The following is a 25,637-nucleotide window of genomic DNA, read 5'->3' as shown; positions in this document are numbered from 1 at the left end:
GATTGATCAGAGGCTTGAATGCACCCGCATCGGAATGGAGTTGAAGATGGCGCTTTACGTAGACGGAACTCATGTGAAAACGGCGAAGCCCAGCGACGCTTTCACAAAGGAATGGAAACCGGGACAGACCCCAGATCACGCGGGGATTTATAGATGCAAGGGTTGCGGTGATGAGATTGCCTCGAACAAAGGCGTCCAGCTGCCCTCTCAGAACCACAAGCAGCACACGACAAGCCAAGGGGCGATCCGTTGGCAGCTGCTGGTGTATGCTCAACAGGGCTGATGCTAAGCCGTGAAGGTTTGTTCCTTCACGGCAGCCTTCCACGCCTCGTTGACTTCCTCGAAGACCTCCGGCCCGAGCTCGATTTTGCCGCGGTATGGCTCGACCTTCGATAGGTCCAATCCCTTCGGCAGTTGCCACGAGATGGTGACGTGCGGCTGGTATTCCGGATAATCGGTCTCCGCGCCCATCCGCTTGATGTCCTCATGTCGCCACGTCAGGCGCGAGGATGCGAACTGCAGCACGATTGCGTCACCGAAGCGCTCCATCAGACGCGGACCGCCTTCGGCGACGGTCATCTTGCCGCTATCTCCCCAATAATCCTCGCCCACCTTGATCCAGTCCATCGGCGTGCGAGTGTGGATGATGGTGACGTGCAGGCCTTCTTGCACGGTATCGAAGCCCTGAGCCTTGGCCCACTTCCTGATCTCGCCGGCATTGAGCACATCCCTGCGGATGTAGAGCGTGCGTGGTGCGGCGTCGTTTGCCGCCTGCTTATTGCCTGGCGGCTTTGCGTTCGCTGCCTGCGCGGCTGCTGCGGCGAGTTCCTCTTCAGATGGCTCTTGTTCGGAGAGCTTGCCGTATTCTTCGATCGCAGCATCGAGCCCGGGCAATGATCCGTCTTCGATGAATGTGTTGACCAGCGCATCGGACACCGCATCACGCGGGATGATCTCCTGCCCTGGCGTAGTACCAACCAGCTGGCGGGCGGCGTCGGCCTTCGTCTTGAAGACGTCTGCCTTTTCCTTTTCCGACATGCCCCAGAGCGGCGCCCACTCGTAGTAGATGTCCGGGTCACGGGAGCCGAGGGCGCTGCGGATGATGCACTCATCCAGCCGCGCCATGGCCGGCGTCATCTCGACTTCCTGCATGGCCTGCAGGCGGTCATAATAGTTACGCAGGTCGCTTTCGCCCGTGGCGTTCATGCCGGCCGGGGACTGGCCGAGAAGCCGCGTAGCCGGAATGTCGGCCGCACCCGAGACGATCTGCAGGAACGACATCAGCACTTCGGGCAGGGTCGCGAAGCTCGCCTGCTTCTGCTCGTATTCCTCCTCCTTGTCGAGGAGGAGGTCGCCGTTGATGCCCTTGGCCGTGGCTGCGAGCGTGTAGCGCTCGAGGATCTTGGCCCGGTACCGCTCGTCGCCGAGGTTCTGCATGAAATCCGGGATGCGGATGACGTTGACCTTGGCCTCGAACACGAGGCTGGCGATGTTGGCGGCCGTGCCGTCGGCCTGCTTGATCGCATCGACGACGGACAGAAGCACGCTGTCGCCCCAGCCGGCATAGGTCGTCGTGACGATCTCATCATCCGGCGGCGGGTTGCCGTTGAAGACGACCAGGCGCGAGGGGTGAATGTCGATCTGCATGCCTTCTGCTGATCGGATCTGGTAGAGCTTCGGCTTTCCGAACCACTCCGAGGCCGGATCTCGATCGATCTCGCCGGCCGTCAGTTGGCGGCGCGTCATGACCGTGAGGTATTTCAGGCCGCCTTTGCCGATGCGCTCTACCTCGAGCGGCTGCGTCAGGTCCTGGTCGCCGGTACCGATCACCATCGCAGCACCGCCCCAGAGCCGCGCCTTGATGCGCGTTTCGAGCAGCTTGCCCTTGAGGTTCAGGCGCTTCTCTTCCGCCTCGATCGCCTCGATCTGCGGCTTCTTCGCCTGCCAGTCTCGCCATGCGCGCATGCTGTCAAAGGCCGGGATGTCGACAATCTTCCGCGGCAGCCACGCGCCACGGTAGGCGTTGAGCAGATCCTCATCAGCAAGGATCGGCATCGAGTAGAACGAAGCCGCCGCCTTGTCCCGGCTTGTCCCGAGATTGGCGACCATGTTTGTCAGGCTGTCGCGGACGAACGCGATGATGTTGGCCATGTCCGCTCCTGAGATTGTTCTTGCACGCGCTGCTTGCAGCTGGGCAGGGCTTAACGTATGCATGCGTGCCGGCAATGAGCACAGGGGGTGGTGAATGCGGCGCTATAGAGCAGCCTACATACTGGTAGTTCTCGTCGTCGGTCTCGGGAATATCATTGCGAATTTCGTTTTCCCCCAAAACGAGCTTCTTTTAATGGCGATAAGTCACTGGACGCTCGCCGCACTGACATTTCCTCTCGGGATCTTTGCATCAGCGATCGGCTTTGTTCTGTTGTACAAGGGTCTTTCGACGCCTGCAGAGACTACGCTCGTAATAACGCCGATCTTTGCTGTGCTGGGGTATACGCAATGGTATCGACTGATCCCCGCGTTCTATCGAAGGCAAGGCGAGCGCGACCTCATGCAATAGCCGATGACGGTCACACGTTCGCCAGCGTGAACGTGCTTGCGCTGAGAAGCGCGTTGAAGGCTCGGCTCGTGCTGTCGGCGTCGTCATCGTGCACCGCTTCCGGAAAGCCCTCGAGCGAAGAAAACCAAGTCTCGTTCCATGGACCGCGAAGCACCAACACGTTGCCGGCTTCGGCCTGCGCCGAGAACGGACTGAACCGCGTGATCTTGTCGCCGGACTCGGGCGTTGCCCGAACGGTGAAGCCTGCCAGCAGCTTCGTCAGGTTGGTGACCTGCGATTTACCCGCCTGCCCCGGATCCTGCGGCAGGGATATCTGCACTTCCTTGCCATCGCCCTCGGCTGTGTTCTTGATCAACCGCTCGACACCGGAGGGCGACAGCCGATCGCGGCAGTGATGGGCGACGATGTACCGGCCATCCGGCAGCTTTCCGATCTTGGTACCGGCCGTCCAGTCCGGATCGTTGCTCTCCGTCTTCGGTGTCGCGCCCAAGTCCCAGCCGCGCATCCAGCGCGCGCCGGCCGGGATCGCATCGACGACCTCGCACCAGCCGCGGCGGAACAGAAGGCCAGCCGCCGGCCGAATCTTCCAGTTACCGCCGAGCAGGCGCTCGCGCTCGACCGTCGGAAGTGCCATTAGGTTGGCGAGGTAGCCGGGATCGGCCGCCATCAGCGCCTTGTTGTCGGTCAGCTTGGCCGGGACGAATGTCACCGACTTCGGCTCGATTGGCTTCGGGTTGCCGTTCTCGTCTGGCGCCGTGTAATCGGCGAGCTCCGACGGATGATCAGCCCAGATGATCGCGTCACCGATGCGGACGAAATACCGAAGCACGCCGGCCCGCTCAGGTATTGGCAGACCGGTATCCTCGTTGATCCACCACGAAATGAACTCTGCAACCCAGCTATCTGCATCAGGGTTGCAGGTCGCCCTGACATACGGCCGGACGCCGCACATCGATCGGTTACGTGACAGCAGGTACCAGAACTGCTTCGCACTGAAATGGGTGAGCTCGTCGAAGCAGATCAGCGGTATCTGCGAGCCCTGCCAGTTCGACACCGTCTTGTCGTGCTCGAGGTGCGCGAAGCTGACGGACGCCCCAGACGGGAACGTCCACGACAGATCCGGTGCCACCCTCGGCTTCGCCATCAGGCTGGGGTAGAGCTTCTCGCTCTCGTCCCACAAGCCGCCCTCGTTTCGGACTTGCACCAGCGTGCGCCGGAAGAACACGGCGCCGAACTGCGGGTTCGCGACATGGCGCAGCGGCTCCATGAGCAGCGCCCAGGTCTTGCCGCCGCCAGCCGAGCCGCCATAGATCGCGATATCAGCCGGGGAAGCGAGAAAGGTCGTCTGCGGGCCAGCCTGCGGCCGGATGATTGTCTGGGCGCCCTGCCCTTGCTCAACCTCTGCCATTGTCGGGCAACTGGAAGATCGTCACCGGGGAGACCGGCGTCGGCAGGTCCTTGCCATCCTTGCCGGTGATCTCGCGCCGGTTCGTGTAAGCTCCGCCGACTTCTTCCGCCGCCTGCTTCAGCAATGACGATGCCAGCACCATGTTGCCCTGGGTCTCTGCCTTGTCGGCCATGCGCTGGAGAGCGCGGAGGCGAACGGCGCGATGGCTGATCGCGATGGAGGCTGTATCCTCGAGAAAGGTCTTTCGCGTCTCCTCAAACAGGACGCGCCATTTGGGCGCCAATCCTGAAGCCGCCTTCTTGTTCGGGTCGTGGCTCTCGACAAGTTGCCGGCTCACATCGAGACCGAAATCCTTCTTGACTGCCGCGGACACAACCGACGGGCTGTCAAAGCAAGCCAGGGCTTGAACGATGAAGGTCTTCACCTCATCTGAGAGTTTCGCTTTCGCCATCGTGGTGTCAAAGCCCGGTCAAATGGAGGATAACCTTGGCCATCAACTCCGTAAGGTTCACTGTGATGAAGAATTTCCAGAAAGATGGACACGACATTGATTTGGGCGACTACGCCGGGCAGCAGATAACGCGCCCAGACATGAATTCTCCAGGTGGCGTGAAGACATCCTACCTTCTCCACGCCGTGGTGCCGGTTCGTGAAGGTGATGCTGTGCTTAGCACCGGGGTTAACCTTGATGTCACCGATCTCGTCGCCGCTGGCGATATTAAGGTGAACTAAGCCACTCGCAGTTTGCAGGTTCCGCACGCATGGCCGATGCTCGCCCGAGAAATTTCGGGTGGCCGGTTGGCTGCATCGACCATGGCGCGGACGCCGGCAGCATCTGCCCCATAACGACGAACGACGCCGACGAACTCTTCAACGTCGTGTCCACGAATGACGAACACTGGCCTGCCTGTGCTCTTGCTGAACTTCGGCGCCCCGAATGCGTCGACGTCCTGGGCGGCGTGATAGAGCTCGTGCTCGACTAGCGCCATGAACTCGGCGTCGCCGCACTCCCGGCAGTATTCAGCGTCCAACGTGATGATGAAATCCGGGACGTGGCCGAACCACTGCTTGATTTGCATCTCAGCACGGGCTCTGGCCCATTTTCCCATAGCGCCCTGCGGCTTCCCCTCTTCGCACTGGCCTATTATGCGGCGTCCCTTGCGGCTGTTCTCTACGACCGTCCAAAGGAAGCCAATGCTCGCGTGCACCAGATGGGCGTGCTCCTCATTGTGGAGCGGTGAGGCCGGATCAAGGAATGTCGTCCGCACCCATTCTGGCAAGTCTTCGGCCGGGTCGAAGGCCGGCGAGTGGATGTCCTTGTGGAGCGAAATCGGCGGTTGCGGGCGTATGATCGATCCGGCTCCTTTTTGTGGGCTCCTGTCCACCTCTTGCCACCTCGCGCCAACTTTGATTTCTTTTGATTTGTTTCAACCGGGGAAGCCGAATGGCCGAAATCTATACAAGCCTCATTTCCAGCCAAGGCGGCCATGCTGCCGCGGGCAAACTCCTCGGGGTGGGACGGTGCCCCCATTGTTCTGTCGCAAGCCCAAACCTTAATAGACTGTGGAGCGATACGTTCAAGGCAATAGGCACACAGGGATGGGCTACCTATAGGTGCAACTCCTGTAACGCTGTCGTTTGCGGTGAGTTCATTTGGGAACAGGGCGGGCTGCTAAAGGCGATTAGCATTTGGCCTGACGCCAAGGCAGCGCATGAAGATGTACCCCAGCCGGCCCGCACGTTCCTGCAGCAAGCATTTGAAACCCTGCACGCGCCGGACGCTGCCGCCGTCATGGCAGGCAGCGCAGTAGACGCCATGCTAAAACATCATGGTTACACTGAAGGCTCACTCTACAAGCGGATAGATCAAGCGCTAGAAGACAACCTCCTGACGAAAGGTATGGCTGACTGGGCGCATGAAGTCCGCCTCGGCTCGAACAGACCCAGGCACGCGGATGCCGACAAACCCCACGTCTCCTCAGACGAAGCGAAGCAATCGGTCGAATTCGCAGAAGCCTTGGGTAATTTCCTCTTTGTGCTCACGGCAAAGATCGATCGTGGCATCGCGGCTGCGAAAGCGGCGGAAGCATAATCTAGGCGCATACCGCGCTTTTCAGAGGACGGAAGCTATGGCTACTGGCAAATGCCCCAAGTGCGAAAAGACTGTGACGAGACTAAAGCTGGAGGGCGTAGACGCCACTGAAGGGTTCTCCACCGGCGGATGGAAAGCCGTTACTCTTCTCTGCCCGAGCTGTTCGACCGTTCTGGGCGCTGCCATAGACCCCATCGCCATCAAGACAGACATCATCAACAGCCTAAAGCGGACGTGAGGCCGAGAACCGGGCATGGGGCCCGGCTCTCCATTTCAGGCAAGCGGGATTACGGTCGTATTCGACCGGCGGCGAGACTGAGACCGTGCGTCTCGTAGCTCTCGCGGTAGACTGGCTTGAGAGAGCCGACGAGGCGATAGGCCGCGAGGCTGAAGCCCTGTAGCGAATGCCAGGTGACACTGGCGCCGTAGCGGACGACGGCGAGCGCGAGGGAAGCGACGACGACCGCAACCGCGGCGACGAGGTCGGCGATCACGAACAGGCGGCTGTAATGGATTGCGAAGCTATGCATGCGCATGCTGGTTCCTTTCGGCTGATGGAAACGAGGAAGGCGATGAGCCCAGCAGCCAGTGTCACGCCGGGACTGCGAAGAACGGCAGGCGATAGAAATAGCCTGGTGCTCCGAGCTTGATCTTCTTCGCATTGAGGAGATCGATGAAGCGGGTCTGCTCTTCGTCGCTCAGATGCGAGGTGGAACGGATGGTGAATTGATCAGGATCAAGACCGTTGCGGAAACGTTCCGTCGCGTTTGATGAGAGCTTCTAAGCCCGGCATACCCTTAGGGCCGGAATCATATTCAACGACGCGGTACGGACTCATTTGTTCGCCCCTCTGCTATACTTGCGCGAGCAGTTGAACCGTCGAAAGGAAGCAAGCCATGTGGCTCGAACTGCACGACAATAATGGCCCGATCTTCGTCAACATGGACAATGTCATCCACTTCCAGCGGGTTGAAGGGCAGCGACGTACCACTCTCATCGCCTTCGCGGCCAACCACGGGGCCGGCGTGACGCTTCAGGTTCACGAAACGCCCAACGAGATCATGGAAATGCTATGGGAGGAGCAAACCGCGGACTAAGACGTGCTGCCTCCGCCTGAAGTAGCTATGAACATATCGGGAACGTTGTGGCGGCGGATTGCGCCGTACCACCTGTAGTCTCAGGCAATGTGCTCACCAGCATGGTATGATGCTAGTGTGTTGAAACTTCTCAACCTTTGTTACCCAGGTTCCACATCGGCGCAGGGTTTTCTGCATCGTTGGCACGTTCTCTCTGTGTCTAGAGAGTGGAGTACGTTCGAAATGAGCGGACGGCATTATCAAGAACCGGAACACCACGCCTCGGCGGCACTTCCGGTAAGCATTTTGCTACTCGTGGTCCTCGGAATATCAGCCTACCTGTTGATCGGAGGTTCACTGAATAATGGAGAGCGGGTCGGATCCAAGGTGTACCTGCCCGCCGAGCAAATACAGGATCGCTGAGAAAAACACCCGACCGACCCTGGGCGGAATGGAGGCGACCACCCGCCCGCATAGACGGCGGTCAGAGAGTGGTCGCGGCGACGCTTTGGTTGCAGGCCCGGGAATCGAACCCGGTCTTACAATAGGTACCGAGCGCACCATAATCGGCCCCGAAGGGTGGCAGCCTACCTGGGATTTCGTCTGCCGTTTAACCGACTAACCATGACCTGGCGTCGTCCTGCCATGGCTCGACCGACGCAGCCGCCGCCCGATCTCGCGAAAAAAGGCAGGCACCCTACCGCATAGACGGCGGTCATTGGGTGGCCGCACTTCAACCAAACTGCGTCAATAGTACGGGGAAATGCACTGCTCCCGCGGCCCATAGTAGGGCTGAAACGAATTGTCGTAGGCACTATACGAACGATATCGCGAGTAGCACCACTCAACGTGGGCCGAGTTTGAGTTCGAGTAGGCCGGACGCGGTGGCGAGGCAATCGCTCCGCCGATGACCAGTCCGGCTCCAAACGCCGCTAGGGGATACCACCAACCATCGCTGTGACGATGGTAGCCACGTCGACTATAGCGATATCCCCGGTAGCCATTGTAGTAGCCATAGCGCGGACCGGCGCTGTAACGCGGGCCGCTGTACCTTCCGTATCCACGCGCGTGCTTGGGGCCACGGTAGTGACCGGGCTTGTGGTGGACCAAGTCCACGCCCTGAGCGCTCAAATCCGGCACCGTAACCATCGAAACAGGCATCGCCTGCGTGGGGACCGCGCCACCAAATGCCGTAGCAACCGAGATTAGCAATGCACAAATTTTTTTCATCAGATCACCCAACTTTTGCGTCGGGCGATTTTCCGGTGTTTGCGATGAACCTAGGATGAACAGAGCCACTTATTGGCAGGCGCATTTCTCCTGTGCGCCGAGCGTGAACTTTCGGCAGCGGTCCGGCGAGTGTTCCCTACGAGAGGTCCGCAACTGTACAACCGCAAATCACTGCAGAAAATCTATACGGCCTCCTGGAGATTTTCAACATCAACATCGCTGGTGAGCGCGTTCAATTCACTGATTATATTCTGCACACGCTCTTTGATTTGCGGGCTCAGTGAATCTATAGCCCTCTCGGCCTGTTCGACCATCGAGGCGCGCGCTTTCCTGCCCTTCGGCAGTATTTTTCGGAGCTGGCCCCGGAGGTGCTCGACGCGCCCCCGACGCTCGTTCTCTTTCCGGCAATACTGCTCATAGAGGAAGGTCTGCCGACGCTCATGCTCGGCGAAGTACAGCGCCTCGATGATGCCGTTGGGGAATTCGAGAGGACCATGGCCGATGCTGCCCCTGAGGAAGCACACCACACCATCGACGCGGCGGAGCTCCTCGAAATTCAATCTCGGAAGGTCGACGAAGGCATAACCGACCAGGAAGGGAAAGCGCTTCTGGATGATCTTGTTCGTCCGATGGTGCTTAAGCTCGGCGTAGAACGACGGCATGAAGATGTCGAAGCCATCCTTGCGGCAGTTCCGCTCGATGATCGACTCCATGCGCCGGCTTTCCGGCAGCCGATCGTCTGCGGCGGCCATGCGCTGATAACCGGGGGCAACCCTGATTGCGTACCAACGTGATCTCTTCATGCTCATCCCTCGTTATGCTCTGGCCTGATGGTTGCTGCAGTAGCGTCCCGTCGTTTCCGCCGCACAGAACAGGTACGGGCCGCCAGCGTTTAGGGGCCAGCAGCATTGGCCGGCCGTCAGTTCGTAAAGGAGCTTTGCGGATGGGAGGCGCTCGGCGTCGTAGGCCGTCGCCGGGATGTCGACCTCTGGCGTTGGCGCCGGCGCCGAGAGAGATTTGCGCACGCGCGGCGCTGCCACCTTCTTTCCGGGTGTCTTGCGCTCCTCACGCTTGGGGAAGCGGTCACGGTTGCGGAAGGCTAGGCCAACGATGACGTGCCGGGTGACGCCGAAGCGCTTGGCAATCTGCGAAGCTGAGAAATCATCCTTCCATAGCTTCGAGGCGGCCTCGATGTCGACGGTGCGGTGCTGGATGGTCATGCCGCGCGCTCCTCTTCGACCGGCTCGGCGGCTTCGATGTCCTTTTCGACCTTGCGGCGGTAGGCCATCTGCTCGGAGCTGACTTCGCGAGCGTCTGGTAGCGCCAGCATCCGCACGAGCTCGTCGGCACGCTCCGGTGAGATTGACGTTTCTTGAACCTTCAGGCGCGTGTGCATGGCGCTCCGGTTCACACGGACCGCGATCGGCGACCAGACCTCATCGATGGCCCACAGGAGGATTGAGCCGGTCGGCAGTTCCCTCGACCTGGCGAGCGTGGCGAACTCCTGATGGTCGACGCCCTGGGCGACCAGATAGAACCCTTTAGCCGCCAGTTCGTTGGCGCGCTCGCGCTGGGTGACGCGCAAGTCCATCAGACCATGAGCGCTCGGCAACGTCCTGCTTACGCTGTCCTCGATCGCGCGAAGCGTCTCCTGCTTGCGGATCCGGTCCTCACGCAGGATGCGGCATTCGGCATTCGCCATCGCCGCCAGCTCCGCCGGCAAGGGGATGAAGGCCAGGTTGATGTTTTCGTATTCGCCTCGCTTGAGCTTCACGTAGGCTCTGCGCAGGCCGTAGACCGGGACGTTCCGCAGCGAGAGGCGGTATTCCTCGACGGGGTTCGCCGCGGTGATGCTCTCGGACACCCTCATGCCGCCGCTCATGAGGCCTTCGATGCACTGGCCGATCTCGTCGGCACTGGCCGGCCCGAGCTTCTCAGTGAGAGCGGAAATCTCCTGCTGCAAGGTCGACAGTCGTGCCGGCAAATTCGTCATCTGGTTCACCGTAGAGTTCTCGTTTCAGCCTTGAGTGGATTTCGTGGTGGCGCTGCATAGAGGGGCTTTGCGGGCGTGGTGGCGCTTGAGCCTGCGGTTGGTGGCGACCGCCGCCGCGGTCCTGGTCGCGAGACAGCCAGGAAACGACGAAGCGCTTCATGCCCTTCGGCGTCTTGCGGTTCTTGGGATTGGCGTTTAGCCACGAACGCATCGCCGCCAGCTGCTGGCGAACGTTCACGGCCGGGAAGGCATCCGACCACTCGGCTACATCCGCCTCGCTTATCGAGACCATCTCGCCATTGACGGCCGGAAGCTCGATCGCAGTCGGAGAGGCCGGAGCGGATTTTTCCGGCTCCGGGCAAACATCTGAACGTAGTGAAGATGTATTATCTCTGGTTATGGTATCTGGAGAATGCTGCGGCAAAACGCTAGCATTTGCTAGACGTGCTTCTTTATCTTTCAATGCCTTAGCACTTCCACCCTTTGCCCCCGCGTCGGCTCTCGATTGAGATTTTCTCTCGCTTTTTTGGATCTCTTTCGTCAGGCGATTATGGGTAATTTCACCGCCTTCGACGTCGAAGAATCCAAGCAGATCAGCTTCGATAGATTTCCATTTCTTCACGCTCATCCTGACGACGCGTGCCAACTTCGCGTCATCGTTCGGCAGCCGGCCGCCGGCATTCCACATCGCCATGAGCAGCAGCATGTAAGCCCCGATCTGCTCGGTGCTGAGATGCAAGGTGTCACCGATGAAATCGGAGACGTAGAGCTGCATGAAGGGGCGTTCGCTCACTCAGCCGCCCTTCCCTACATGGCGTGCAGCGTGCAGGGTCCGGCACACGGCGTCTTCGCCGCAGGAGAGGACCTGGGCGATGTCGTATGTGTCAAAATGCCCTGAATTCCAGAGGATGATAGCGGCGAGCGCCTGACGATCATCCAGCTTGCCGCTCATGGCGGCCGAGCGAGAGAGGCGCTTGTCAGCGTGGCCGAGCGGGATCATGCAGCCACCTCGCTATAACCGGCGTAGTCCTCGGCGCGTTCAAGCTGCTTCCGGCAGGGCGGTATCCAAACCAGCTTCGTGCTGGAGACACCCTTCAGCCACACGAGCCAGCAGTAGGAGGTGGCCGTCGAGCCTGTCGCGGTCAGTCGGCCTCTGACCATGGGAACGCGCTCGGAGAATTGCGCGACGATGTTCGGCGGCCTCTTGCTGTACAGGTTCTCGTAGCGTCCGACGCCTTCAAGGAATGAGGTGCGGACGATCATCGCGACGCCTTCGGTGGCTACTTCCAACGCGCGGGCGATGAACTGCTCTGCGAGCCGGAACGGCGGGTTCGCAACAATCCAGTCCGGACCATGGCCGCACCACTGAAAGACGCGCGGCACGAACGGCATCAGAAAGTCGTGCTGGAACGCGCCTTCTAAGCCATAGTCGTGGATGTCAGACGCCCAGACGGCGGAGAAGAATTCCCCTAGAGGATCGACCATGTGGCCGCGATTGCACGTCGGCTCCCAGACGGTCTTGCTTTTGAGGTGGCATCCGGCGAGGACATGGGTGCACAGCGCGCGTGTGCCCCATGGCTGCGTCGGGAAGTCATCTAGGCTGTCGTGTGGCTCGGCGCGTTGCTGCATGACGGCGGATGAGGTGTTCTGGCTCATGCCGCCCTCCCCCTTGCAAGCCGGATCACCTCGTCGAGCATGGCGATATCGCGCAGCTTGGTGTCGCTCTCATTTTCTGGACGAGGACGCTTAGAACTCGGGCCGTGGCATTCGAGCCAGGTGCGCTTTTGCGCTATCTGGCGTTCTGCCCATTCAACGATTTCGGGGGTGGAGATGCTCATGCAGCCACCTCCTGCACCGCCAGGTGCCCGCAATTGGCTGCGACGAGCGCGCAGGCGACCGGCGGCGAGACGGAATTGCCGACGCAGGAGACCTGCACCGATTTCGAGAATTCGCGCCAGACCGGTCCGGTGCCTTCGCCCTGGTAATCCCAAGCGCCATCAATCCTGTAATCCGACGGGAAGCCTTGCGCGTTGTAGAGCTCGCGCGGTGTCAGCATCCGCATGCCGATGTCGACGATGACGAAGGTATCCGCCCCGATCTCCACGGTGACGAACTCGCGATCGTCCCAGAAACCGTGCGCGCGCATGAAGTCGGCGACCTGCCGCGCGCGATCGGCCTGCGCATCGGTGAAGGGCGGCGCGCCGACGGTAGCCTCGACATGGCCGTGGCGATCCTTCGTCGTGACTGTCCGCATCGGCTCGGTCTCATGCTGGCCGTCGCCGGTTCCGTAGTAGGCCTGCAGGTACGGCACGACGAGCTGCGACTTGCCGCCGCCATCCGCCATAACCGTCGCGGCCGGTTCGTCGATCGCGTGCCCCGTCGAGGTGCCGAACTGGCGAGCAACGAAGGCACTGACGAGGTTCTGCTGGCTTCCTGATTGGGTGATGGTAGCCAAAGGCTCGTCAGCTGCGCGGCCGGGGTTGACGCCACCGATGCGTCGACTGTCGTTGTTGTGCTGCGCCATAAAAGCGACGGCTACGCAGCCGTCTGCCTTCGAAGTGATCGTTCCCGTCGGCTCATCGCCACCGCGCGGCCGGCTCTGCCCTGCCCTGCCGCCGCAACCGACAAGCGTCGGGACGATGACTGAGTTCTGATCCTTACTGCTGGCGGTAATTGTGTGATGCGGATCTTCGACAGACCGAACTGAGCCGCCCTGTTGCGCGGCAGTTAGAACGGGCGCGACAAGCGTCAGCCCTGCGCCGCCGGCAGTGATCGTGTGCGTCGGCTCATCCGCACCGTTGAACGGCTTGCCGGCGTTCCGCATCGTCATCAGATGCGGGGCGACGAGAGCGTGACGGTTTTCTGTAGGAATGACCGCTAGCGGGTCGTTTAGTTCTGAGGTGCGCTCCGAGCGACCGTCGGTGTGGCTGTAGTAAGAGGCGACGTAGGGAGAAACGACAGCCTTCTCCCCGCGATGGGCCCCGGTGATGACGTTGAAAGGCTGCTCCATTCCCTCGAGCCGGACGCCGTGCGTCAGGTTGACGAGGAACGGCTTCTGCGCATCCAGCACGTAGCGCTTCATGCCGCGCGCCACTCTTGCCATCGTCGCGTCTGCTAGCGGTCGCACAGCGCGCAGCGCATGCTTTTCCCAGATCTCTGCCGACGTGTCGAAGATCGACGGGCAAGGCAGAGACCAGTCGATGCACTCCGCGGCAGTCCGCCACGGAAGTTTCTTGCCGGAGATCACGTCGGGATCGGTCGGGCTGCCATGCGTCGGCTCTGGCCAGACGATCGGCAACCGGTCGAATCGGATGATGACGAACAGCCGCTTGCGGATCGTCGGGGCGCCATAGTCGCAGGCTCGCAGCTCGCGATGTTCGATCCGGCCGCCCAGCCGGCGCAACTGCTTGCACCACTTCTGAAAGCTTTCGCCCTTGCGCTCCGGATCGGGCATTAGGCCGCGATCGGTCTCGACGAGCGGCCCGTAATCCTTGAACTCCTCGACGTTCTCCATGATGACCACATCGACGCGCCCGCCGCTTTGCTGGATGCGTTTGATCCAGCCGGGAATGATCCAGCAGAGATCGCGGATGTTGCGCTCTACCGGCTTGCCCCCCTTGGCCTTGGAGAAGTGCTTACAGTCCGGTGAGAACCAGGCGAGGCCGACATGCTTGCCCTTGAGATGATCGAGCGGGTCGACGCGATAGACGTTCTCGGAAAGGTGATGCGTCTCCGGATGGTTCGCCGCATGCAGCGCCAGCGCCTCCGGATTGTGGTTGATGGCGATGTCGGGAGAGCGGCCGAGCGCCATCTCTATGCCCGTCGAGGCCCCGCCGCCGCCGGCGAAGCTGTCGATGATCAGAGGCGTTCCGACATAGGCGGAAGCCATCAAAGCATTGGCGCTGGTTTCTGCGAAAAGATCAGTTCGGAACATCTCTGTCGCCCTCCTCTTCCCGCAGCTCAGGCGCGATGGCGTATGCCAAGCGCCGCGCGAACCGCAGCAACGATCGAGCGAACGAGATGCGTATCCTCGCCACCAAGGAGGGCTGTGGCCCTTGCGATTGCATCGTCATTCTTTCGGAGCTCCTGTCGTGCCTGATAGAGAAGCCCGCTGACCGCTTCGACGCGGAACAGCTCTTCAGGCTTGATTGAAATGCGGGGATCCGCGTACCAAGCGTCTTTGGTGCGCGTGTAAGACCAGCCTAGCTGGCGAGCGGCGTGAGAAATGCGTTCCTTGACGCTGCCGATCGATGGAGGGGCAATCTCCCTCCTCAGAGCATCTTTGCAAAAAACTAAAGTAGACATTTCTGACTTCTCCGATGCGTTTTCGGACATTTCCGAAACTCCCTGTGCGATCGTTCTCGTGTCGAAGGAGAAGCGTGATGCGCACAGGCATTACTTCCGATGGAGAGGACCGGACCGCGCCAACGGCTTCCGGTCCCTCCCAAGTCTTTCCGTTTCGTAGGGGCTCCGCCGCAACGTCCGCCCCTACTGCCGGCGACGTGACCTCGTCGCCGGCTCCCATTCCCTTGGGTGTCGCTGTTCGAGCCGTGGTCATGAACCTGGCGAACAAGCGCATCAGGTTGAGAGTTGCTGGCCCCGATCGGGAGGAGGAGGACCGGGACCAGCGTTGAGCGCCTCGGGAGGAGGTGAAAGCGCTCAATCCTTTGCCGTGTATCCGCGGCGGCGGAATTCATGGGCGATGAACCGGGACAGAAAAGGCATCAGCAACAGCAGAAGCCAGATCGTCGCGCCGGTGGTGGCAATGGTGACCGAAAGAGAACTAGACATGGGAGACCCCCTTCTTGATCCGCTCGTCGTTGCCGAAATCGAGCGCATTCATTGCCTCGACGCCCGCATGTCTTCCCAAACCGCCAGCACGGCGACGAACGGGAACATTGGGAACACCGGTAACAGGAAGAACATCAGTGGCATTACGCGGCCCTCCTGAGCGGCTCGCGTCCTTCGGAGACGCGCAGCTGGTCGACGAAGTCGAGGACGCTGTCCCAATCCATGCTCTTCGCGCGGCCGCCCGTTCCGACCTTCTTCAGTTCGAACTTGTGGACGCGGCGGCGCAGCTCGTAGCCGCGGGACAGCAGGAAACTCTGCACGCCGTCGTAGGAGCCGGATTCGCCTTGATCGAACCGGCGCACGCCTTTCTTGGCGGTGAAGTCGGCGACCATCTGCGAAAGCTCCGTGCGAGACACCTGGGCGCGATCGAGACCGACGCCCTTTTCAATCGCGCGCTGCGCCATGGCGCCTTCAGCTTTGGAGAGGCGGACAAAGGCGTTGAACATTTAGGCGACTTCCTCTTGCTGGCGCTTCGCAACGGTGCAGGCATGGCAGTGACGGTCGCCATAGCCGGCGCATGCTTCAGGGTTCCGGCAGTTCGGCCGGAGTGCGCTTCTGGGCTTGGCGGTGAAAGCGGATGCCGGAGTGACGGTGGCATCCGCTTCGTTACGTGCGGCGGTGGCGCGCTCCGCGCTGCGGTCTACATCGGGTCCTCCTGCGTTGGCGCCGGCGTGAGTGTCCGCCGCCTCGCGGTCGGTTTCGCGCTCGTCGATGGGGATCTCGGAACTGGTGGGGAGGCCTTGTGCATTCGCGGCGGCCTCCCCTGCATGGTCGGCGCCCGCAGGCACTCCGTCTTGCCCTCCATGCCTGGCCCCATCAGTCTGCCGGGAATAGACGTGCTGATGGTCACGCGATCCATTGCCCCGCGATTGCTCGCGCTCGGGAACTTGATTGTCGTCGAGGATTTCGCCGGTCTCGGCGTCAAATTTCTCAATGTTTTCTCGTGTGCGCGCAGGCGCAGGCGCATGAGAGCCGTTGCCCTCGTAAGCAGCCAGGTACAGGTCGAAGATGGCGCCCTGCTCGGCGACGGTGTCATGGCCCTTCTTGGAGACTTTGCGGAGATGCGCCACGACGTTGCCCATGGCGGTCTTGTCGAAGCCCATTCCCTTTGCTTCCGCGTAGATGTCGCGGATGTCCTCGCCGATCGTGTCCTGCTCTTCCTTCAGTCGAAGGATGCGGTCGATGAACGCTCTGATCTGGGCGTCGGAGGTCATCGCGCCGCCCTCGCATTCATCTCGTCGATCGAAGCGCGCCGAGCACGCCAACCAATAGAGGGGGAACCAGCATGAAGCAGACGGTCGGCAAAACCCGGTTCAAGGGAGGGCCGGACGGGATCGCACCGATCTACGACCACGGCGCTCCGGCGCTCTTCAGCGACATCGTTACCGAGATCGAGGAAGTCGACGGCATCATCCGATTGACGTTCGCCACACTCTCCCGAAACGGCGATGGCGTGGAGAAGGCGGTTATCGCGGTTCGCCTGAGGATGCCGAAGGACGTTGCATGGCAGCTCTGCCGAGACATGCGGGCGCTTGAGGAGAAGTGACGTCATGCCGCATTCTCCTGTTCCGAAGCTTCCATCGCCTGCAGGATGCGCTCGCGCGTCTGCGTCCTCGGTTCGCGCCCGTCTCTCAGCTGGAAGACGAAAAGCGGATCGCCTGCGAACTGCTTGCCGAACTGCGTCGGCGTCATGTTCCGATCGGCGATGAAGGTTTCCACCGTGGTCTTGAAAGCTTCGAGTTCGGACACCGCCCAATTCCTAATAGGACTATCACTATAATGATAGGTACATTCCTATTCGCTTCCTGTCAATTCCTATGCCAGTGATTTTTTCATGGACCAGGTGAGACGAACGATTCTGAAGCGGATGCAGGAGCGAGGCCTGAATTACAAAGAGGTCTCGCTGGAGCTTGGGAAGAACGCGGCCTACATGCAGCAGTTCATGGAGAGGAACATTCCGGCCAAGCTCAAAGAGGATGTCCGCTCACGCCTCTCGGAAATCCTGGACTTGCCGGAAGGCGATTTGGGAGCTCCTGAACGGACCGACAGCCGGTCTGCCGATGACAAGAGCAAGGACATTCCCGAGATTGACCTGGTCGCAGGCCTCGGCGCCGGCGGTTTCAGTGCTCTCGAGCAAACCAGCCGGAACGGCATCACCTTCGCGAAAGAAGTTGTCCGCGATCACTGGCGCCTTCCCGAGTGGATGCTGGCGAGGATGGGCGTCAAAGCCCTGCACGTCGCGGCGTTCCCTGCCCAGGGGGACTCCATGTCGCCGACGATCGCAGACGGCGATGTCGTCTTCATCGATACGCGCCACCGAGTGCCGTCACCGGATGGCATCTACGCTCTTGCGGATGAATTCGGCGGCGTCGTCGTGAAGCGGCTCGAGGTGACATCGCGCCCGGGCGCCGAGACGGTGACCGTGAAGATAATCTCCGATAACCCGCGCCATTCGGAGCGCGAGTTCACTCTCGACGAAATCCACATCGTTGGCCGGTACATCGGGCGCTTCACCGTCTAGCCGGCGAGAAACCGCTCGTTTCGAACCTTGATGTCAGCCACGACGATCCCGACAACCCTTTCGTTGAAATCCTCCCTGCCGATCGTCTTCGATCCGTAGCGCGGGTTTTCCCTGGACAGACGAAGGGCGCCGCCTTTCTCCAGCGTGTTGGTCACGCGGTATAGGTCGAGCGAAAGGCCGTCGTCGATGAGATAAGTCCCCTCTCCCTGGTATGCAGTCACCGGTGCGAGAAGCGCATAATCGCGCCCTCCGCGGAGCGCCGGCTCCATCGCGTCGGATTTCACCGCATGGATGCGGAAGCGACCAGACAGGAGAGCTTCGGGCGGAAGGTTCGGATTAAATAGCTCATGCATTTTGCGCCTCGCTGCAACAGCTTACCGATTTTGGGTACGCCCTGCACGTTAACGCAGCAGTTGCATGTTCCGACAGAAGTATTTCTTTAAGTGAACATTTGTGGGTTGTCACAGAACTGTCATACTTTCCGCGACCGAGCGCCGAGCGCCTCAACCTTTAAGACAGTTTTCTAACAATCCACTGCTTATTCGCCGGCACTTTTCTGGGGTTCTCTGGATCGTAGTTTAGGGAATACTCAAGTTTCCGGCGATTTCGGCTCATCGCGGCACAGCTTTTGTGCCTGAATCGAACGGTCACTTTTTCCGTACTTGGATAACATTTCGTTATTTGGATAGTCCGCCTCGGAAACGTTCACGCCAGGCCTCTTCCAGAGAAAAACCTATCGCGTATAGGCTAATTCCTATTTTTCCTATTGACATACAAATAGGCTTTTTCCTATAGTCCTCCTATCGACACGGCAACTTCCTGCCGAAGGGGTTTGGACATGGGCACGATGGTTACCCGCTACCGCATTGAAGACGAGGTCGGCCGCGTCCTGACCGATGAGGGTTTCTTCTCCTACGAGCGCGATGACGCGGCGGAGTTCCGCTGCGAGCAGGACGCTATCGAAGAGTGCGCCTACCTGCCCGGCACGACCGTCGAGCAGTTCCAGCGCTACGCCGAATACCCCGACTTCGACGCGCTGGCCTCTTTCAAGGAAAGGGCTGCAGCGTGACGCTCACCTCCTCGAACATGCGCACCATCATTGCCGAGCTCTGCTGCATCGATCGGCACGAGATCGAGGTGGCCGGCCCGCTCTCTGAGAAGCGCTGGCGCGATTTCCAACAGGACCCGCACGGCACGTTCATGAAGCTCAACGACGAGCAGCAGGACGCTGTCACGGCCATCGTGAACCGGAGGCTCGCGTGATGGTCGGAAAGACCTCTTCCATCGCCTACGCATGCGACCCGCCCAATCGCTACTGCGAGTGCGGAACCTGCGCACTCCCGCCGGCCCGCAACATCGACCTGGACGCGCTGAAGCAATCCAACCGGGCCTATTACACCGCCGCCATGTTCCTGATCTTCCTCGCGGCCTTCTGCGGCGTGCTCGCGGCCGGCCTCTGGAATGCCAACCGGGTTCAGGAACTCGTCGCCCACGAAAGGAACGTCTGATGACCACTTCCGATATCGCATTCAACGTTGTCCGGCAGACAGAAGCGGCGAAGACGCTTCTGTCAAGCCTGCGCAATCAAGGCGTCGACGACGACGCCGAGCTGGTCGCCGACGCGATCGAGGGCGAAACCAACCTCGTCGAGGCTATCGAAGCCGCCATCGCGGAGCTCGACGAGTGCGACGTCCTCGTTACCGGCCTGAAGGCGAAGGAAGAGGAATTCGAGACCCGGCGCAAGATGATAGAGCGCCGCGCTGATCGCGTCCGGGCCCTCATCGAGCAGGCAATGCTCGCCACTGATCAGACCTCAATGAAGTTGCCGACGGCAACGCTGTCGCTGACGAAGCGCGCGCCGGCCCTGATCGTCGTTGATGAAGCCGACATCCCGGCCAAGTACTGGGTCGAGCAGCCGCGCCCCGCCCCGAAGCTCGACAAGAAAGCCCTCACCGCCGATCTGCGCGAAGCGAACGCCACCATTCCCGGCGCCACGCTCGACAACGGCTCGTTCTCTCTCACGGTCCGGAGGAAGTGACCATGAATGCTATCACCACGTTCGACCTGACGTCCAAGCAGATCGCTTTGGTCAAGCAGACCATTGCGAAGGACTGCAATGACGAAGAATTCAACCTCTACATGGAAGTCGCGAAGGCCAAGCGCCTCGACCCGTTCCTGAAACAGATCATCCCGATGGTCTTCTCGAAGAACAATGCCGAGAAGCGCAACATGACCATCATCATCAGCCGCGACGGCCAGCGCGTTATCGCGCAGCGCTGCGGCGATTACCGGCCGGCGAGCAAGCCCCCGTCCTATGAGTTCGATCCGGGGCTGAAAGGGCCGCTGAACCCGCACGGCATCGTTTCCGCGACTGTCTTCCTGTGGAAGCAGGATCCGAAGTCTGGCGAATGGTACGAAGTCGCCGGGCAGTCCTTCTGGGACGAGTTCGCTCCGATCAAGGAGGAGTGGGCGAAGAACGAGCAGACCGGCAAGAACTACAAGACCGGCAATCAGACACTCGACGACAGTGGCAACTGGGCACGTATGCCACGCCTGATGATCGCCAAGTGCGCCGAGATGCAAGCGCTGCGCGCCGGCTGGCCGGAGCAGTTCACCGGCCTCTATGACGAAGCCGAACTGGATCGCGCCAAGGTTATCGACCTCACCGCCTCCGAAGTCGTCGAAAAGGAGCGTGAGAACCACCGCATGCGCGCGATCGGCGCCGACAACTCGATCACGGTTACCTGGGGCGACAACTGGGCGCTCGAAAAAGATCCGGTCGGGAAGTTCGCCGACGAGGTGATGCGCTTCATCAAGGAATCGACGCCTGAGACCGTGGCGAAGTGGCAGGACGCGAACCGCGAACCGCTGAAACGCTTCTGGGCTTTGCAGCCGGGCGACGCGCTCGCACTCAAGAAGGAAATCGAGGCGGCAATCGCGCGTAAGCCGAGCAGGCCAGCCAATGACGAGCTCCGCAACCATCCCATGATGGCAGGCTGACTATGGGCGGCCCCGTGCTTCTGCAGTGGAACGGTGAGGCCTTCGAGCCGGCAAATCGGCACTGGGCCCGCGAATGCGACAAGCGTTTCGTGGTCGGCGAGTTCTATACGCTCGCCGAGCACAACGACCGGAGCATGAACAGCCACCGGCATTATTTCGCTGCCGTGAATGATGCCTGGCGCAATCTGCCAGAGCACTATTCCGGTCTGCCCTTCGCCGAATCCGCTGAGCACTTGCGCGCCTATGCGCTGATCAGGACCGGCTACTGCGACGCTCACACGATCGCCTGCAGTTCGAAAGCCGAGGCGGCGCGGATGGCGGCGTTCATCCGGCCGATCGACGCCTTCTCGGTCGTCGACGTCAAAGAGGCGACGGTCACCCGGTACGTGGCGAAAAGCCAGTCCATGAAGGCCATGGGCAAGCAGGAATTTCAGGAAAGCAAAACGGCCGTCCTCGACTTCCTCGACGATCTGATCGGCGTCGAGCGCGGCGCAACTCAACGAAATGCGGGAGCCGCAGCATGAAGAACCCGTTCCCTGTCAACCTTCAGATATCCGAAGATGTGCGCAAGGCTGGATGGCAGGCGGAAACCCGCGATGCTGACGGCCACCTTTGCCGAACCCATGCGCCGTTCGAGACCGACGAGGACATAGTCTGGATGGTTCGCGAAGCGCTTGAACACGGCGAGACCGTAACAATCTGGCCAGCAAAGACGAGCCCGGCCGCCTTCTTACCCGAAACCACCAACAAGCAGCTCGACGCCTTGCAGCGACGCGCAAATTGACGGGGAGAGCATGACGAATTCAGCTCTCTCAAGTCTGATCGGGCGCCTTTTCACCTTTTCGGTTGCTACCGACGTTCGCGCCCTCACCGGAAGATGTTTTCGACTTGTCGGTCTGCTTAATCGCCGACCGGTTACGGAGATACGGAGGATTTTCCGTTCCGCAAGGGCCGATCCGTGCATGGATGTGCATCATCATTTTGAAGTCCATCGTAGCGCTCCTTCGCGCCTGTTGAATGCTCAACGGCGATTGACCAACAAGGTTCCTGCGTCGATCGCAAGTTCGAGCATTCATTGCTGGGGGCGTGCGTGATGGCCCGCTCGGTGGAAGAATGGATCGGCAAGCACGACGATCAGAAGGTCCCGCCGCGCGTCCGGCTGCGCGTCTTCGAACGCGAGGGAGGCATCTGCTATTTGACAGGCCGGAAGATCGATCCGGTGCGCGACGAGTGGGAGCTCGAGCACAAGATTGCTCTGATCCTCGGCGGCGAGCACCGGGAGAGCAACCTCTTCCCGGCTTTGCGCGAGCCGCATCGCCGTAAGACGGCCGTCGAGATGAAGGTGAAATCCAAAATCGCCAAAGTGCGGAAGAAGCACTTGGGTATCAAGAAGCCGAAATCGAGCCTATCGAACCCGCGCTTCAAGCGCTGCATGGACGGAACGGTCGTTGACCGCCGCACGGGGGAGGTCGTCAGCCGATGAGCCTTCCCTACTCTAACAGCACGTCCGGCCGATCGGCGATGGACGATATCCGCAAGACCATTCAGGCGTTCGGCTGCTCGAAATTTGCCCCGATGGAAGACTTCGCCGAGGGCAAGGTCATCATCCAGTTCGAGTACCGCGGACGGATGGTGCAGGTCGAAGCCAGCGCGAAGGGGTATGCCTCCGCCTGGCTGAAGGAGAACCCGTATTCAAACCGGATGCGGATGACGCGTGTCGAGCACGAGCGGCGGGCGCTGGAGAAAGGTCAGATCGCCGTCTGGTCGATCCTTCGCGATTGGATCAAGGGGCAGTTGACAGCGATCGAGACCGGCATCCTATCATTCGACGCCGCCTTCCTCGGACAAATCCTGCTTCCGACCGGCGAGACCATTTACGAGCGCACCACGTCGCAAGGCCTTCTGCCCGCTCCTGAGAAGGATGCCAAGCCATGACCTACACCAAGGCTACCCTCCAATTTTACGAGCTGCCGGCGGACATCCGCGCGCGCGTAGAAGAACTCGTCGGCCCGACCATGACCCGCATGGAAACGATGGCGTTGGTCGGGAAACTGATCAACGCTCTGACGATCGCCAAGGACCATGCCGAGTTTGAAGACGAAGTTCTCGACTTGATCGACGATGCCATTGCCCCGCCAGATGGCACTATTGGAAATTGGGGATAAGATGACCAAGCACGCTGTCATTCCCCCAGGATGCTGGCCGGCCGTCTTACGCGACGAGCTCGCCGCCGCTTATGCTGGCGAGAAGACAGTTGACGCCTTCATGAGCCGGGTCGGGACCATTTGGCCCCTGCCCTTTATCGACGTTGGCACGGGCAAGGGCAAGTTCCGGGCATGGCGGAAGACCGATCTGGACAAGGTGATCAACCCAGAAGCAGCAGAGGCCGCCGTCGGAGACCTGGAGGTGTTCTGATGGTGCCGGTGTCGATGCCCCGCTATACCTCGTTCAAGAGGAAGCAGAACGGCTCCATTTCCTATTTCTGGACATGCCCGACTGCTTTCCGCAAGGCCGGCGCACCGTACACCTCCGCCACGCTCGGGCATGATCTCTCGCAGAAGGAACTGAACGAGGCGGCGGCGGTCTGGAATGACCGCCTCGACGGCTGGCGCAAAGAGCGAAGCCCTTTCGAAGAGCCAGACCTGACCAGGTACGGCACGATCGAGTGGCTCGTGAACGCCTATCTCAAGCACGACAGTTTTCTCGAGCGCGTCGCAGAATTCAGCCGGCCGGATTATCGGCGCGTCTTCGATCGCGTTTGCGAGACAGAGATCCAGCGCGAATCCACGAAGCAGAAGGTGCGCGTCGGCGATATGAAAGTCTCCAACATGGGCGTGAGCACTGCGGAGAAGGTTTATCATGCCTTCCATCGCGACGGAGCGGCCCGGACTTCGGAGAAGGTAGTCACCTACTGCAAGGCTATGTGGAAGCGCATGCAGCCGCACCATCCGACCCTGTTCAGACCGGACACGCCTAACCCCTGGGAAGGCGTCACGGTGAAGAAGCGGGAAAGGGCCGTGAAGGGCCATGTCGACCGTGAGACGGTCTACCAGTTTGCCAGAGGAGCAATCAAGGAAGGACGGGGAGAGTTGGCGGCCGCCGCGGTGCTCGCCTTCGAGTGGCTGATGCGCCCCTCGTCGATCGGCGCCGGCTATGCCGCCTGGAGCGGCTATCGTGGCCCCTCGGATCCGGACAAGATCCAGATCAAGCACAGGAAGAACGGTGTATCCGCCTCGCACCCGCTCGAATTCACGGAAGAGGACGGCACGAGGGTGCTGCTCTACCAAGACGCGGAAGAGGTCCTCTCGCAGACGCCACGCTACGGCACGTCGATCGTCTGCAAGAAGAACGGGCAGCTCTTCGGCGACGGCACGTACCTGGCGCACGAGGTCAGGGAGATGGGAGATAAACTCGGGATCGAAGGCTTCAGCCTGGACAAGTGCCGACATGGCGGCATGACCGAGTTGGAAGAGATGGGCCTGACCGAAGGCCAAGGCCGGGTGCTGTCGAAGCACAAGACGGCGAAGGCCTATCGAGGCTATGCCAAGGAGACGGAAAAGCGCGTTCTGGAAGCCACGAAAAAGCGCATGGGCGCGACTTCCGGCAAGGCTGTGGAAGAACAGTCGGAAAACGCAATTTCAGAAATGGCCAAGGACGTTTTTCAGAAATCGGCTATTGCAAAATCGGATCGGAAGGGCTAAACGCCCGCCATCGCTCGATTTTCCGAGCACGAGAGGCCTCGTGGCGGAGTGGTGACGCAGAGGACTGCAAATCCTTGTACCCCGGTTCAATTCCGGGCGAGGCCTCCATTACACATCTAATTGCCGATTCTACGTCACGAGATCAGGTGCTCGATCCGGTGCCACGCCCTTGGCTGGTAGCAATCTGCTCCAGGGTTTTCCCACAGCTCAGGTCGATGTTTATAGCCCGTCGATCGGCGACCCAAAGTTGTATCGAGGCATTTTTCGCCTGCCGAGCCATATAAGCTTGGCGCGAACCTGCCCCGGAGCTTTAGCTGTTGAGGCGATTAGACCGGTACGCTCGACAAGACCGCCGCCAAGAGCGCCGGATGCGGCGAGGCAGTTGACAAGCGCAGATAGCGGCCGGTCGGCTTTGAATGCCGCATCAGTGCGGCGTGGACAGATTGTTCTCCGTCTATCGCGGCTGGATGCTCCAATATTCTCGCCAGCTTCGTCAGCAGCTTCGAACGCATCCGTCTGAGCTTGATGTCGTTCGCACGGCGACAGAGAGCGAAAATGCGTAAGAAACTCTTCTCTCCCGTCCCATCGACGCAGATGAGTTCATCGTAACCGCGGCGATCGGTAACGACGAAATTGCCGGGATTTACATCCATCATGACGATGTGCAGGCGGCGAAACCGTTCGAAGATTTCGTCGATCATCGTGAGATGCCTGGCGGTGAGCTGCCCCGAAAACGCCAACTGAGCGAGGGTGGGCGCGAGCTTCCCATCGCGTCTGGTTATTTTTTCCACCACGAGCCCCAGGCCGTACTCGGTCTGGGCGAAGCCGAATATCTTCGGTATCGGCAGTTCGATGGCGTCCGCGAGGGAGAACTTTCTCGCCTGCTCAAGGAATTCGTCGACTTCACGCCGAAACGTTCGATAGGCCCCGAAACGTTTGAATTGGTTGAGGAATGCAAACGCCCTCTTTGACTGGCGTGTGCCGCTTGCTTCTCTGGATCCCAGCTTCAGAACCTTGATGAGAACACTCGGATGGAGACGATTCTCGAAAATGCTGCGCTGATGGCCGGCAGCGCATTCACGCCAGTCGGAAAGTTCGATCCTGTCGTCGAACATTTTCTGAACCCCGGATTGTGACAGTTTTGTAAAAAAACTGTGTCTGGGGGAAAAGTTCAAGAGCGGCGTGCTTGGCGGCGCTATCTCTAC

Annotated in this window: 42 protein-coding genes, 1 tRNA gene and 1 pseudogene; 21 read left to right on the top strand and 23 right to left on the bottom strand. The window is 60.4% G+C overall.

Annotated elements, in window-relative coordinates:
* Positions 1-285: 285 nt before the first annotated feature.
* Both NXT3_RS33225 and NXT3_RS09355 read right to left on the bottom strand, forming a co-directional pair.
* Positions 286-726: a hypothetical protein gene (locus NXT3_RS33225; protein ID WP_423827995.1), complete on the bottom strand. Its 441-nt coding sequence runs from the start codon at positions 724-726 to the stop codon at positions 286-288.
* An 81-nt stretch (positions 727-807) separates the two neighbouring features.
* A pseudogene (locus NXT3_RS09355) lies at positions 808-2,151 on the bottom strand (DUF1073 domain-containing protein); the annotation flags it as partial.
* 94 nt (positions 2,152-2,245) lie between these two features.
* Here NXT3_RS09355 and NXT3_RS09350 point away from each other — a divergent pair.
* On the top strand, positions 2,246-2,560 hold the full coding sequence (locus NXT3_RS09350; protein ID WP_104839210.1) for a hypothetical protein: 315 nt from the start codon (positions 2,246-2,248) through the stop codon (positions 2,558-2,560).
* 10 nt (positions 2,561-2,570) lie between these two features.
* On the opposite strand, the gene terL is transcribed toward NXT3_RS09350, so the two are convergent.
* Both terL and NXT3_RS09340 read right to left on the bottom strand, forming a co-directional pair.
* Positions 2,571-3,968 carry a phage terminase large subunit gene (terL, locus tag NXT3_RS09345; protein WP_104839209.1) on the bottom strand — a complete coding sequence of 466 codons (1,398 nt, stop codon included), beginning with the start codon at positions 3,966-3,968 and terminating at the stop codon, positions 2,571-2,573.
* Positions 3,955-4,419, bottom strand: a complete 465-nt coding sequence (locus NXT3_RS09340) for a DUF2280 domain-containing protein (protein WP_104839208.1) — start codon at positions 4,417-4,419, stop codon at positions 3,955-3,957. The genes terL and NXT3_RS09340 overlap by 14 nt, the downstream gene beginning before the upstream one ends.
* 35 nt (positions 4,420-4,454) lie before the next feature.
* Here NXT3_RS09340 and NXT3_RS09335 point away from each other — a divergent pair, with 35 nt between their 5' ends.
* Entirely contained in the window at positions 4,455-4,700 is a 246-nt protein-coding gene (locus NXT3_RS09335) for a hypothetical protein (protein ID WP_104839207.1), read from the top strand.
* Here NXT3_RS09335 and NXT3_RS09330 read toward each other — a convergent pair.
* On the bottom strand, positions 4,697-5,317 hold the full coding sequence (locus NXT3_RS09330; RefSeq protein WP_104839971.1) for a putative metallopeptidase: 621 nt from the start codon (positions 5,315-5,317) through the stop codon (positions 4,697-4,699). The genes NXT3_RS09335 and NXT3_RS09330 overlap by 4 nt on opposite strands.
* 95 nt (positions 5,318-5,412) lie before the next feature.
* On the opposite strand from NXT3_RS09330, the gene NXT3_RS09325 reads away from it, so the two are divergent.
* Both NXT3_RS09325 and NXT3_RS09320 read left to right on the top strand, forming a co-directional pair.
* The gene (locus NXT3_RS09325; RefSeq protein ID WP_104839206.1) at positions 5,413-6,060 is read left to right on the top strand and encodes a DUF4145 domain-containing protein; all 648 of its coding nucleotides are present in this window, start codon (positions 5,413-5,415) and stop codon (positions 6,058-6,060) included.
* Between the two features lie 37 nt (positions 6,061-6,097).
* Positions 6,098-6,298 (top strand): hypothetical protein, encoded by a 201-nt coding sequence (locus NXT3_RS09320; protein ID WP_104839205.1) that lies wholly within the window; start codon positions 6,098-6,100, stop codon positions 6,296-6,298.
* A 49-nt stretch (positions 6,299-6,347) separates the two neighbouring features.
* Here NXT3_RS09320 and NXT3_RS09315 read toward each other — a convergent pair whose 3' ends face one another.
* A complete protein-coding gene (locus tag NXT3_RS09315) occupies positions 6,348-6,596 on the bottom strand; it encodes a hypothetical protein (protein ID WP_104839204.1) in 249 nt (82 codons plus the stop codon).
* A gap of 360 nt (positions 6,597-6,956) precedes the next feature.
* Between NXT3_RS09315 and NXT3_RS09310 the strand changes: the two genes are divergently transcribed.
* Positions 6,957-7,157 (top strand): hypothetical protein, encoded by a 201-nt coding sequence (locus NXT3_RS09310; RefSeq protein WP_104839203.1) that lies wholly within the window; start codon positions 6,957-6,959, stop codon positions 7,155-7,157.
* A 726-nt stretch (positions 7,158-7,883) separates the two neighbouring features.
* Here NXT3_RS09310 and NXT3_RS09300 read toward each other — a convergent pair.
* The 10 genes from NXT3_RS09300 to NXT3_RS09255 all read right to left on the bottom strand — a co-directional run bounded on the left by NXT3_RS09300 (position 7,884) and on the right by NXT3_RS09255 (position 14,694).
* On the bottom strand, positions 7,884-8,366 hold the full coding sequence (locus NXT3_RS09300) for a BA14K family protein (protein ID WP_104839201.1): 483 nt from the start codon (positions 8,364-8,366) through the stop codon (positions 7,884-7,886).
* Between the two features lie 182 nt (positions 8,367-8,548).
* Complete coding sequence (nusG, locus tag NXT3_RS09295) at positions 8,549-9,169, bottom strand: transcription termination/antitermination protein NusG (protein WP_104839200.1); 621 nt, start codon at positions 9,167-9,169, stop codon at positions 8,549-8,551.
* Positions 9,170-9,181: 12 nt separating this feature from the next.
* Complete coding sequence (locus tag NXT3_RS09290; protein ID WP_104839199.1) at positions 9,182-9,586, bottom strand: GcrA family cell cycle regulator; 405 nt, start codon at positions 9,584-9,586, stop codon at positions 9,182-9,184.
* Positions 9,583-10,359 (bottom strand): hypothetical protein, encoded by a 777-nt coding sequence (locus NXT3_RS09285; RefSeq protein WP_104839198.1) that lies wholly within the window; start codon positions 10,357-10,359, stop codon positions 9,583-9,585. The genes NXT3_RS09290 and NXT3_RS09285 overlap by 4 nt, the downstream gene beginning before the upstream one ends.
* Complete coding sequence (locus NXT3_RS09280) at positions 10,301-11,152, bottom strand: YdaU family protein (protein ID WP_104839197.1); 852 nt, start codon at positions 11,150-11,152, stop codon at positions 10,301-10,303. The genes NXT3_RS09285 and NXT3_RS09280 overlap by 59 nt, the downstream gene beginning before the upstream one ends.
* Positions 11,153-11,359, bottom strand: a complete 207-nt coding sequence (locus NXT3_RS09275) for a hypothetical protein (protein WP_104839196.1) — start codon at positions 11,357-11,359, stop codon at positions 11,153-11,155.
* Positions 11,356-12,015: a class I SAM-dependent methyltransferase gene (locus tag NXT3_RS09270; RefSeq protein WP_104839195.1), complete on the bottom strand. Its 660-nt coding sequence runs from the start codon at positions 12,013-12,015 to the stop codon at positions 11,356-11,358. Before NXT3_RS09270 ends, NXT3_RS09275 begins: the two co-directional genes overlap by 4 nt.
* Positions 12,012-12,197 carry a hypothetical protein gene (locus tag NXT3_RS09265; RefSeq protein WP_234828099.1) on the bottom strand — a complete coding sequence of 62 codons (186 nt, stop codon included), beginning with the start codon at positions 12,195-12,197 and terminating at the stop codon, positions 12,012-12,014. Before NXT3_RS09265 ends, NXT3_RS09270 begins: the two co-directional genes overlap by 4 nt.
* Positions 12,194-14,293 carry a DNA cytosine methyltransferase gene (locus tag NXT3_RS09260; RefSeq protein WP_104839194.1) on the bottom strand — a complete coding sequence of 700 codons (2,100 nt, stop codon included), beginning with the start codon at positions 14,291-14,293 and terminating at the stop codon, positions 12,194-12,196. Before NXT3_RS09260 ends, NXT3_RS09265 begins: the two co-directional genes overlap by 4 nt.
* Before the next feature lie 26 nt (positions 14,294-14,319).
* The gene (locus NXT3_RS09255) at positions 14,320-14,694 is read right to left on the bottom strand and encodes a hypothetical protein (protein WP_104839193.1); all 375 of its coding nucleotides are present in this window, start codon (positions 14,692-14,694) and stop codon (positions 14,320-14,322) included.
* 47 nt (positions 14,695-14,741) lie between these two features.
* On the opposite strand from NXT3_RS09255, the gene NXT3_RS32330 reads away from it, so the two are divergent.
* On the top strand, positions 14,742-14,993 hold the full coding sequence (locus NXT3_RS32330; protein WP_104839192.1) for a hypothetical protein: 252 nt from the start codon (positions 14,742-14,744) through the stop codon (positions 14,991-14,993).
* Between the two features lie 25 nt (positions 14,994-15,018).
* On the opposite strand, the gene NXT3_RS32910 is transcribed toward NXT3_RS32330, so the two are convergent.
* The 3 genes from NXT3_RS32910 to NXT3_RS09240 all read right to left on the bottom strand — a co-directional run bounded on the left by NXT3_RS32910 (position 15,019) and on the right by NXT3_RS09240 (position 16,424).
* Positions 15,019-15,150 (bottom strand): hypothetical protein, encoded by a 132-nt coding sequence (locus NXT3_RS32910; RefSeq protein WP_268801733.1) that lies wholly within the window; start codon positions 15,148-15,150, stop codon positions 15,019-15,021.
* A gap of 143 nt (positions 15,151-15,293) precedes the next feature.
* The gene (locus tag NXT3_RS09245) at positions 15,294-15,656 is read right to left on the bottom strand and encodes a hypothetical protein (RefSeq protein WP_104839191.1); all 363 of its coding nucleotides are present in this window, start codon (positions 15,654-15,656) and stop codon (positions 15,294-15,296) included.
* Entirely contained in the window at positions 15,657-16,424 is a 768-nt protein-coding gene (locus NXT3_RS09240; RefSeq protein ID WP_104839190.1) for a DUF2312 domain-containing protein, read from the bottom strand. It abuts the gene before it with no gap.
* A 71-nt stretch (positions 16,425-16,495) separates the two neighbouring features.
* Between NXT3_RS09240 and NXT3_RS09235 the strand changes: the two genes are divergently transcribed.
* Positions 16,496-16,756 carry a hypothetical protein gene (locus NXT3_RS09235; RefSeq protein WP_104839189.1) on the top strand — a complete coding sequence of 87 codons (261 nt, stop codon included), beginning with the start codon at positions 16,496-16,498 and terminating at the stop codon, positions 16,754-16,756.
* 2 nt (positions 16,757-16,758) lie between these two features.
* Here the strand turns inward: NXT3_RS09235 and NXT3_RS09230 are convergent, their stop codons facing one another.
* Positions 16,759-16,959 carry a hypothetical protein gene (locus tag NXT3_RS09230; RefSeq protein WP_064253665.1) on the bottom strand — a complete coding sequence of 67 codons (201 nt, stop codon included), beginning with the start codon at positions 16,957-16,959 and terminating at the stop codon, positions 16,759-16,761.
* Between the two features lie 85 nt (positions 16,960-17,044).
* Between NXT3_RS09230 and NXT3_RS09225 the strand changes: the two genes are divergently transcribed.
* Positions 17,045-17,731, top strand: a complete 687-nt coding sequence (locus tag NXT3_RS09225) for a S24 family peptidase (RefSeq protein WP_104839188.1) — start codon at positions 17,045-17,047, stop codon at positions 17,729-17,731.
* Here NXT3_RS09225 and NXT3_RS09220 read toward each other — a convergent pair.
* Positions 17,728-18,084, bottom strand: a complete 357-nt coding sequence (locus NXT3_RS09220; RefSeq protein WP_104839187.1) for a S24/S26 family peptidase — start codon at positions 18,082-18,084, stop codon at positions 17,728-17,730. The two genes, NXT3_RS09225 and NXT3_RS09220, sit on opposite strands and share 4 nt — an antisense overlap.
* A gap of 485 nt (positions 18,085-18,569) precedes the next feature.
* On the opposite strand from NXT3_RS09220, the gene NXT3_RS09215 reads away from it, so the two are divergent.
* The 7 genes from NXT3_RS09215 to NXT3_RS09185 are packed head-to-tail and all read left to right on the top strand — an operon-like array spanning position 18,570 to position 21,515.
* Positions 18,570-18,800, top strand: a complete 231-nt coding sequence (locus NXT3_RS09215; protein ID WP_104839186.1) for a hypothetical protein — start codon at positions 18,570-18,572, stop codon at positions 18,798-18,800.
* The gene (locus tag NXT3_RS09210) at positions 18,797-18,994 is read left to right on the top strand and encodes a hypothetical protein (RefSeq protein ID WP_104839185.1); all 198 of its coding nucleotides are present in this window, start codon (positions 18,797-18,799) and stop codon (positions 18,992-18,994) included. Before NXT3_RS09215 ends, NXT3_RS09210 begins: the two co-directional genes overlap by 4 nt.
* Positions 18,994-19,239 carry a hypothetical protein gene (locus NXT3_RS09205; protein WP_234828098.1) on the top strand — a complete coding sequence of 82 codons (246 nt, stop codon included), beginning with the start codon at positions 18,994-18,996 and terminating at the stop codon, positions 19,237-19,239. Before NXT3_RS09210 ends, NXT3_RS09205 begins: the two co-directional genes overlap by 1 nt.
* Entirely contained in the window at positions 19,239-19,769 is a 531-nt protein-coding gene (locus NXT3_RS09200) for a siphovirus Gp157 family protein (RefSeq protein ID WP_104839184.1), read from the top strand. The genes NXT3_RS09205 and NXT3_RS09200 overlap by 1 nt, the downstream gene beginning before the upstream one ends.
* A 2-nt stretch (positions 19,770-19,771) precedes the next feature.
* The gene (gene bet / locus NXT3_RS09195; protein WP_104839183.1) at positions 19,772-20,731 is read left to right on the top strand and encodes a phage recombination protein Bet; all 960 of its coding nucleotides are present in this window, start codon (positions 19,772-19,774) and stop codon (positions 20,729-20,731) included.
* Between the two features lie 2 nt (positions 20,732-20,733).
* A complete protein-coding gene (locus NXT3_RS09190) occupies positions 20,734-21,255 on the top strand; it encodes a hypothetical protein (protein ID WP_104839182.1) in 522 nt (173 codons plus the stop codon).
* Positions 21,252-21,515, top strand: a complete 264-nt coding sequence (locus NXT3_RS09185; RefSeq protein WP_104839181.1) for a hypothetical protein — start codon at positions 21,252-21,254, stop codon at positions 21,513-21,515. The genes NXT3_RS09190 and NXT3_RS09185 overlap by 4 nt, the downstream gene beginning before the upstream one ends.
* 28 nt (positions 21,516-21,543) lie before the next feature.
* Here NXT3_RS09185 and NXT3_RS31615 read toward each other — a convergent pair whose 3' ends face one another.
* On the bottom strand, positions 21,544-21,723 hold the full coding sequence (locus NXT3_RS31615) for a hypothetical protein (RefSeq protein ID WP_158665332.1): 180 nt from the start codon (positions 21,721-21,723) through the stop codon (positions 21,544-21,546).
* A 101-nt stretch (positions 21,724-21,824) separates the two neighbouring features.
* Here NXT3_RS31615 and NXT3_RS09180 point away from each other — a divergent pair, with 101 nt between their 5' ends.
* The 6 genes from NXT3_RS09180 to NXT3_RS09155 all read left to right on the top strand — a co-directional run bounded on the left by NXT3_RS09180 (position 21,825) and on the right by NXT3_RS09155 (position 24,540).
* Positions 21,825-22,214, top strand: coding sequence for an HNH endonuclease (locus NXT3_RS09180; protein ID WP_104839180.1), 390 nt, complete (start codon positions 21,825-21,827; stop codon positions 22,212-22,214).
* On the top strand, positions 22,211-22,666 hold the full coding sequence (locus NXT3_RS32325) for a hypothetical protein (RefSeq protein ID WP_158665331.1): 456 nt from the start codon (positions 22,211-22,213) through the stop codon (positions 22,664-22,666). Before NXT3_RS09180 ends, NXT3_RS32325 begins: the two co-directional genes overlap by 4 nt.
* Positions 22,663-22,896: a hypothetical protein gene (locus tag NXT3_RS09170; protein WP_104839178.1), complete on the top strand. Its 234-nt coding sequence runs from the start codon at positions 22,663-22,665 to the stop codon at positions 22,894-22,896. Before NXT3_RS32325 ends, NXT3_RS09170 begins: the two co-directional genes overlap by 4 nt.
* A 1-nt stretch (position 22,897) precedes the next feature.
* Positions 22,898-23,146 (top strand): hypothetical protein, encoded by a 249-nt coding sequence (locus NXT3_RS09165; RefSeq protein WP_104839177.1) that lies wholly within the window; start codon positions 22,898-22,900, stop codon positions 23,144-23,146.
* Complete coding sequence (locus NXT3_RS09160; protein ID WP_104839176.1) at positions 23,146-24,432, top strand: hypothetical protein; 1,287 nt, start codon at positions 23,146-23,148, stop codon at positions 24,430-24,432. The genes NXT3_RS09165 and NXT3_RS09160 overlap by 1 nt, the downstream gene beginning before the upstream one ends.
* Before the next feature lie 34 nt (positions 24,433-24,466).
* Positions 24,467-24,540: transfer RNA gene (locus NXT3_RS09155), tRNA-Cys, on the top strand.
* 218 nt (positions 24,541-24,758) lie between these two features.
* Here the strand turns inward: NXT3_RS09155 and NXT3_RS09150 are convergent.
* Entirely contained in the window at positions 24,759-25,547 is a 789-nt protein-coding gene (locus NXT3_RS09150; protein ID WP_037422025.1) for a YrbL family protein, read from the bottom strand.
* Positions 25,548-25,637: the final 90 nt, after the last annotated feature.

The sequence above is a fragment of the Sinorhizobium fredii genome (assembly GCF_002944405.1).
GTDB classification, from domain to species: Bacteria; Pseudomonadota; Alphaproteobacteria; order Rhizobiales; family Rhizobiaceae; genus Sinorhizobium; species Sinorhizobium fredii_C.
Note: the sequence above shows the minus strand (reverse complement) of the source record. Positions and strands in the feature narration are given on the sequence as shown.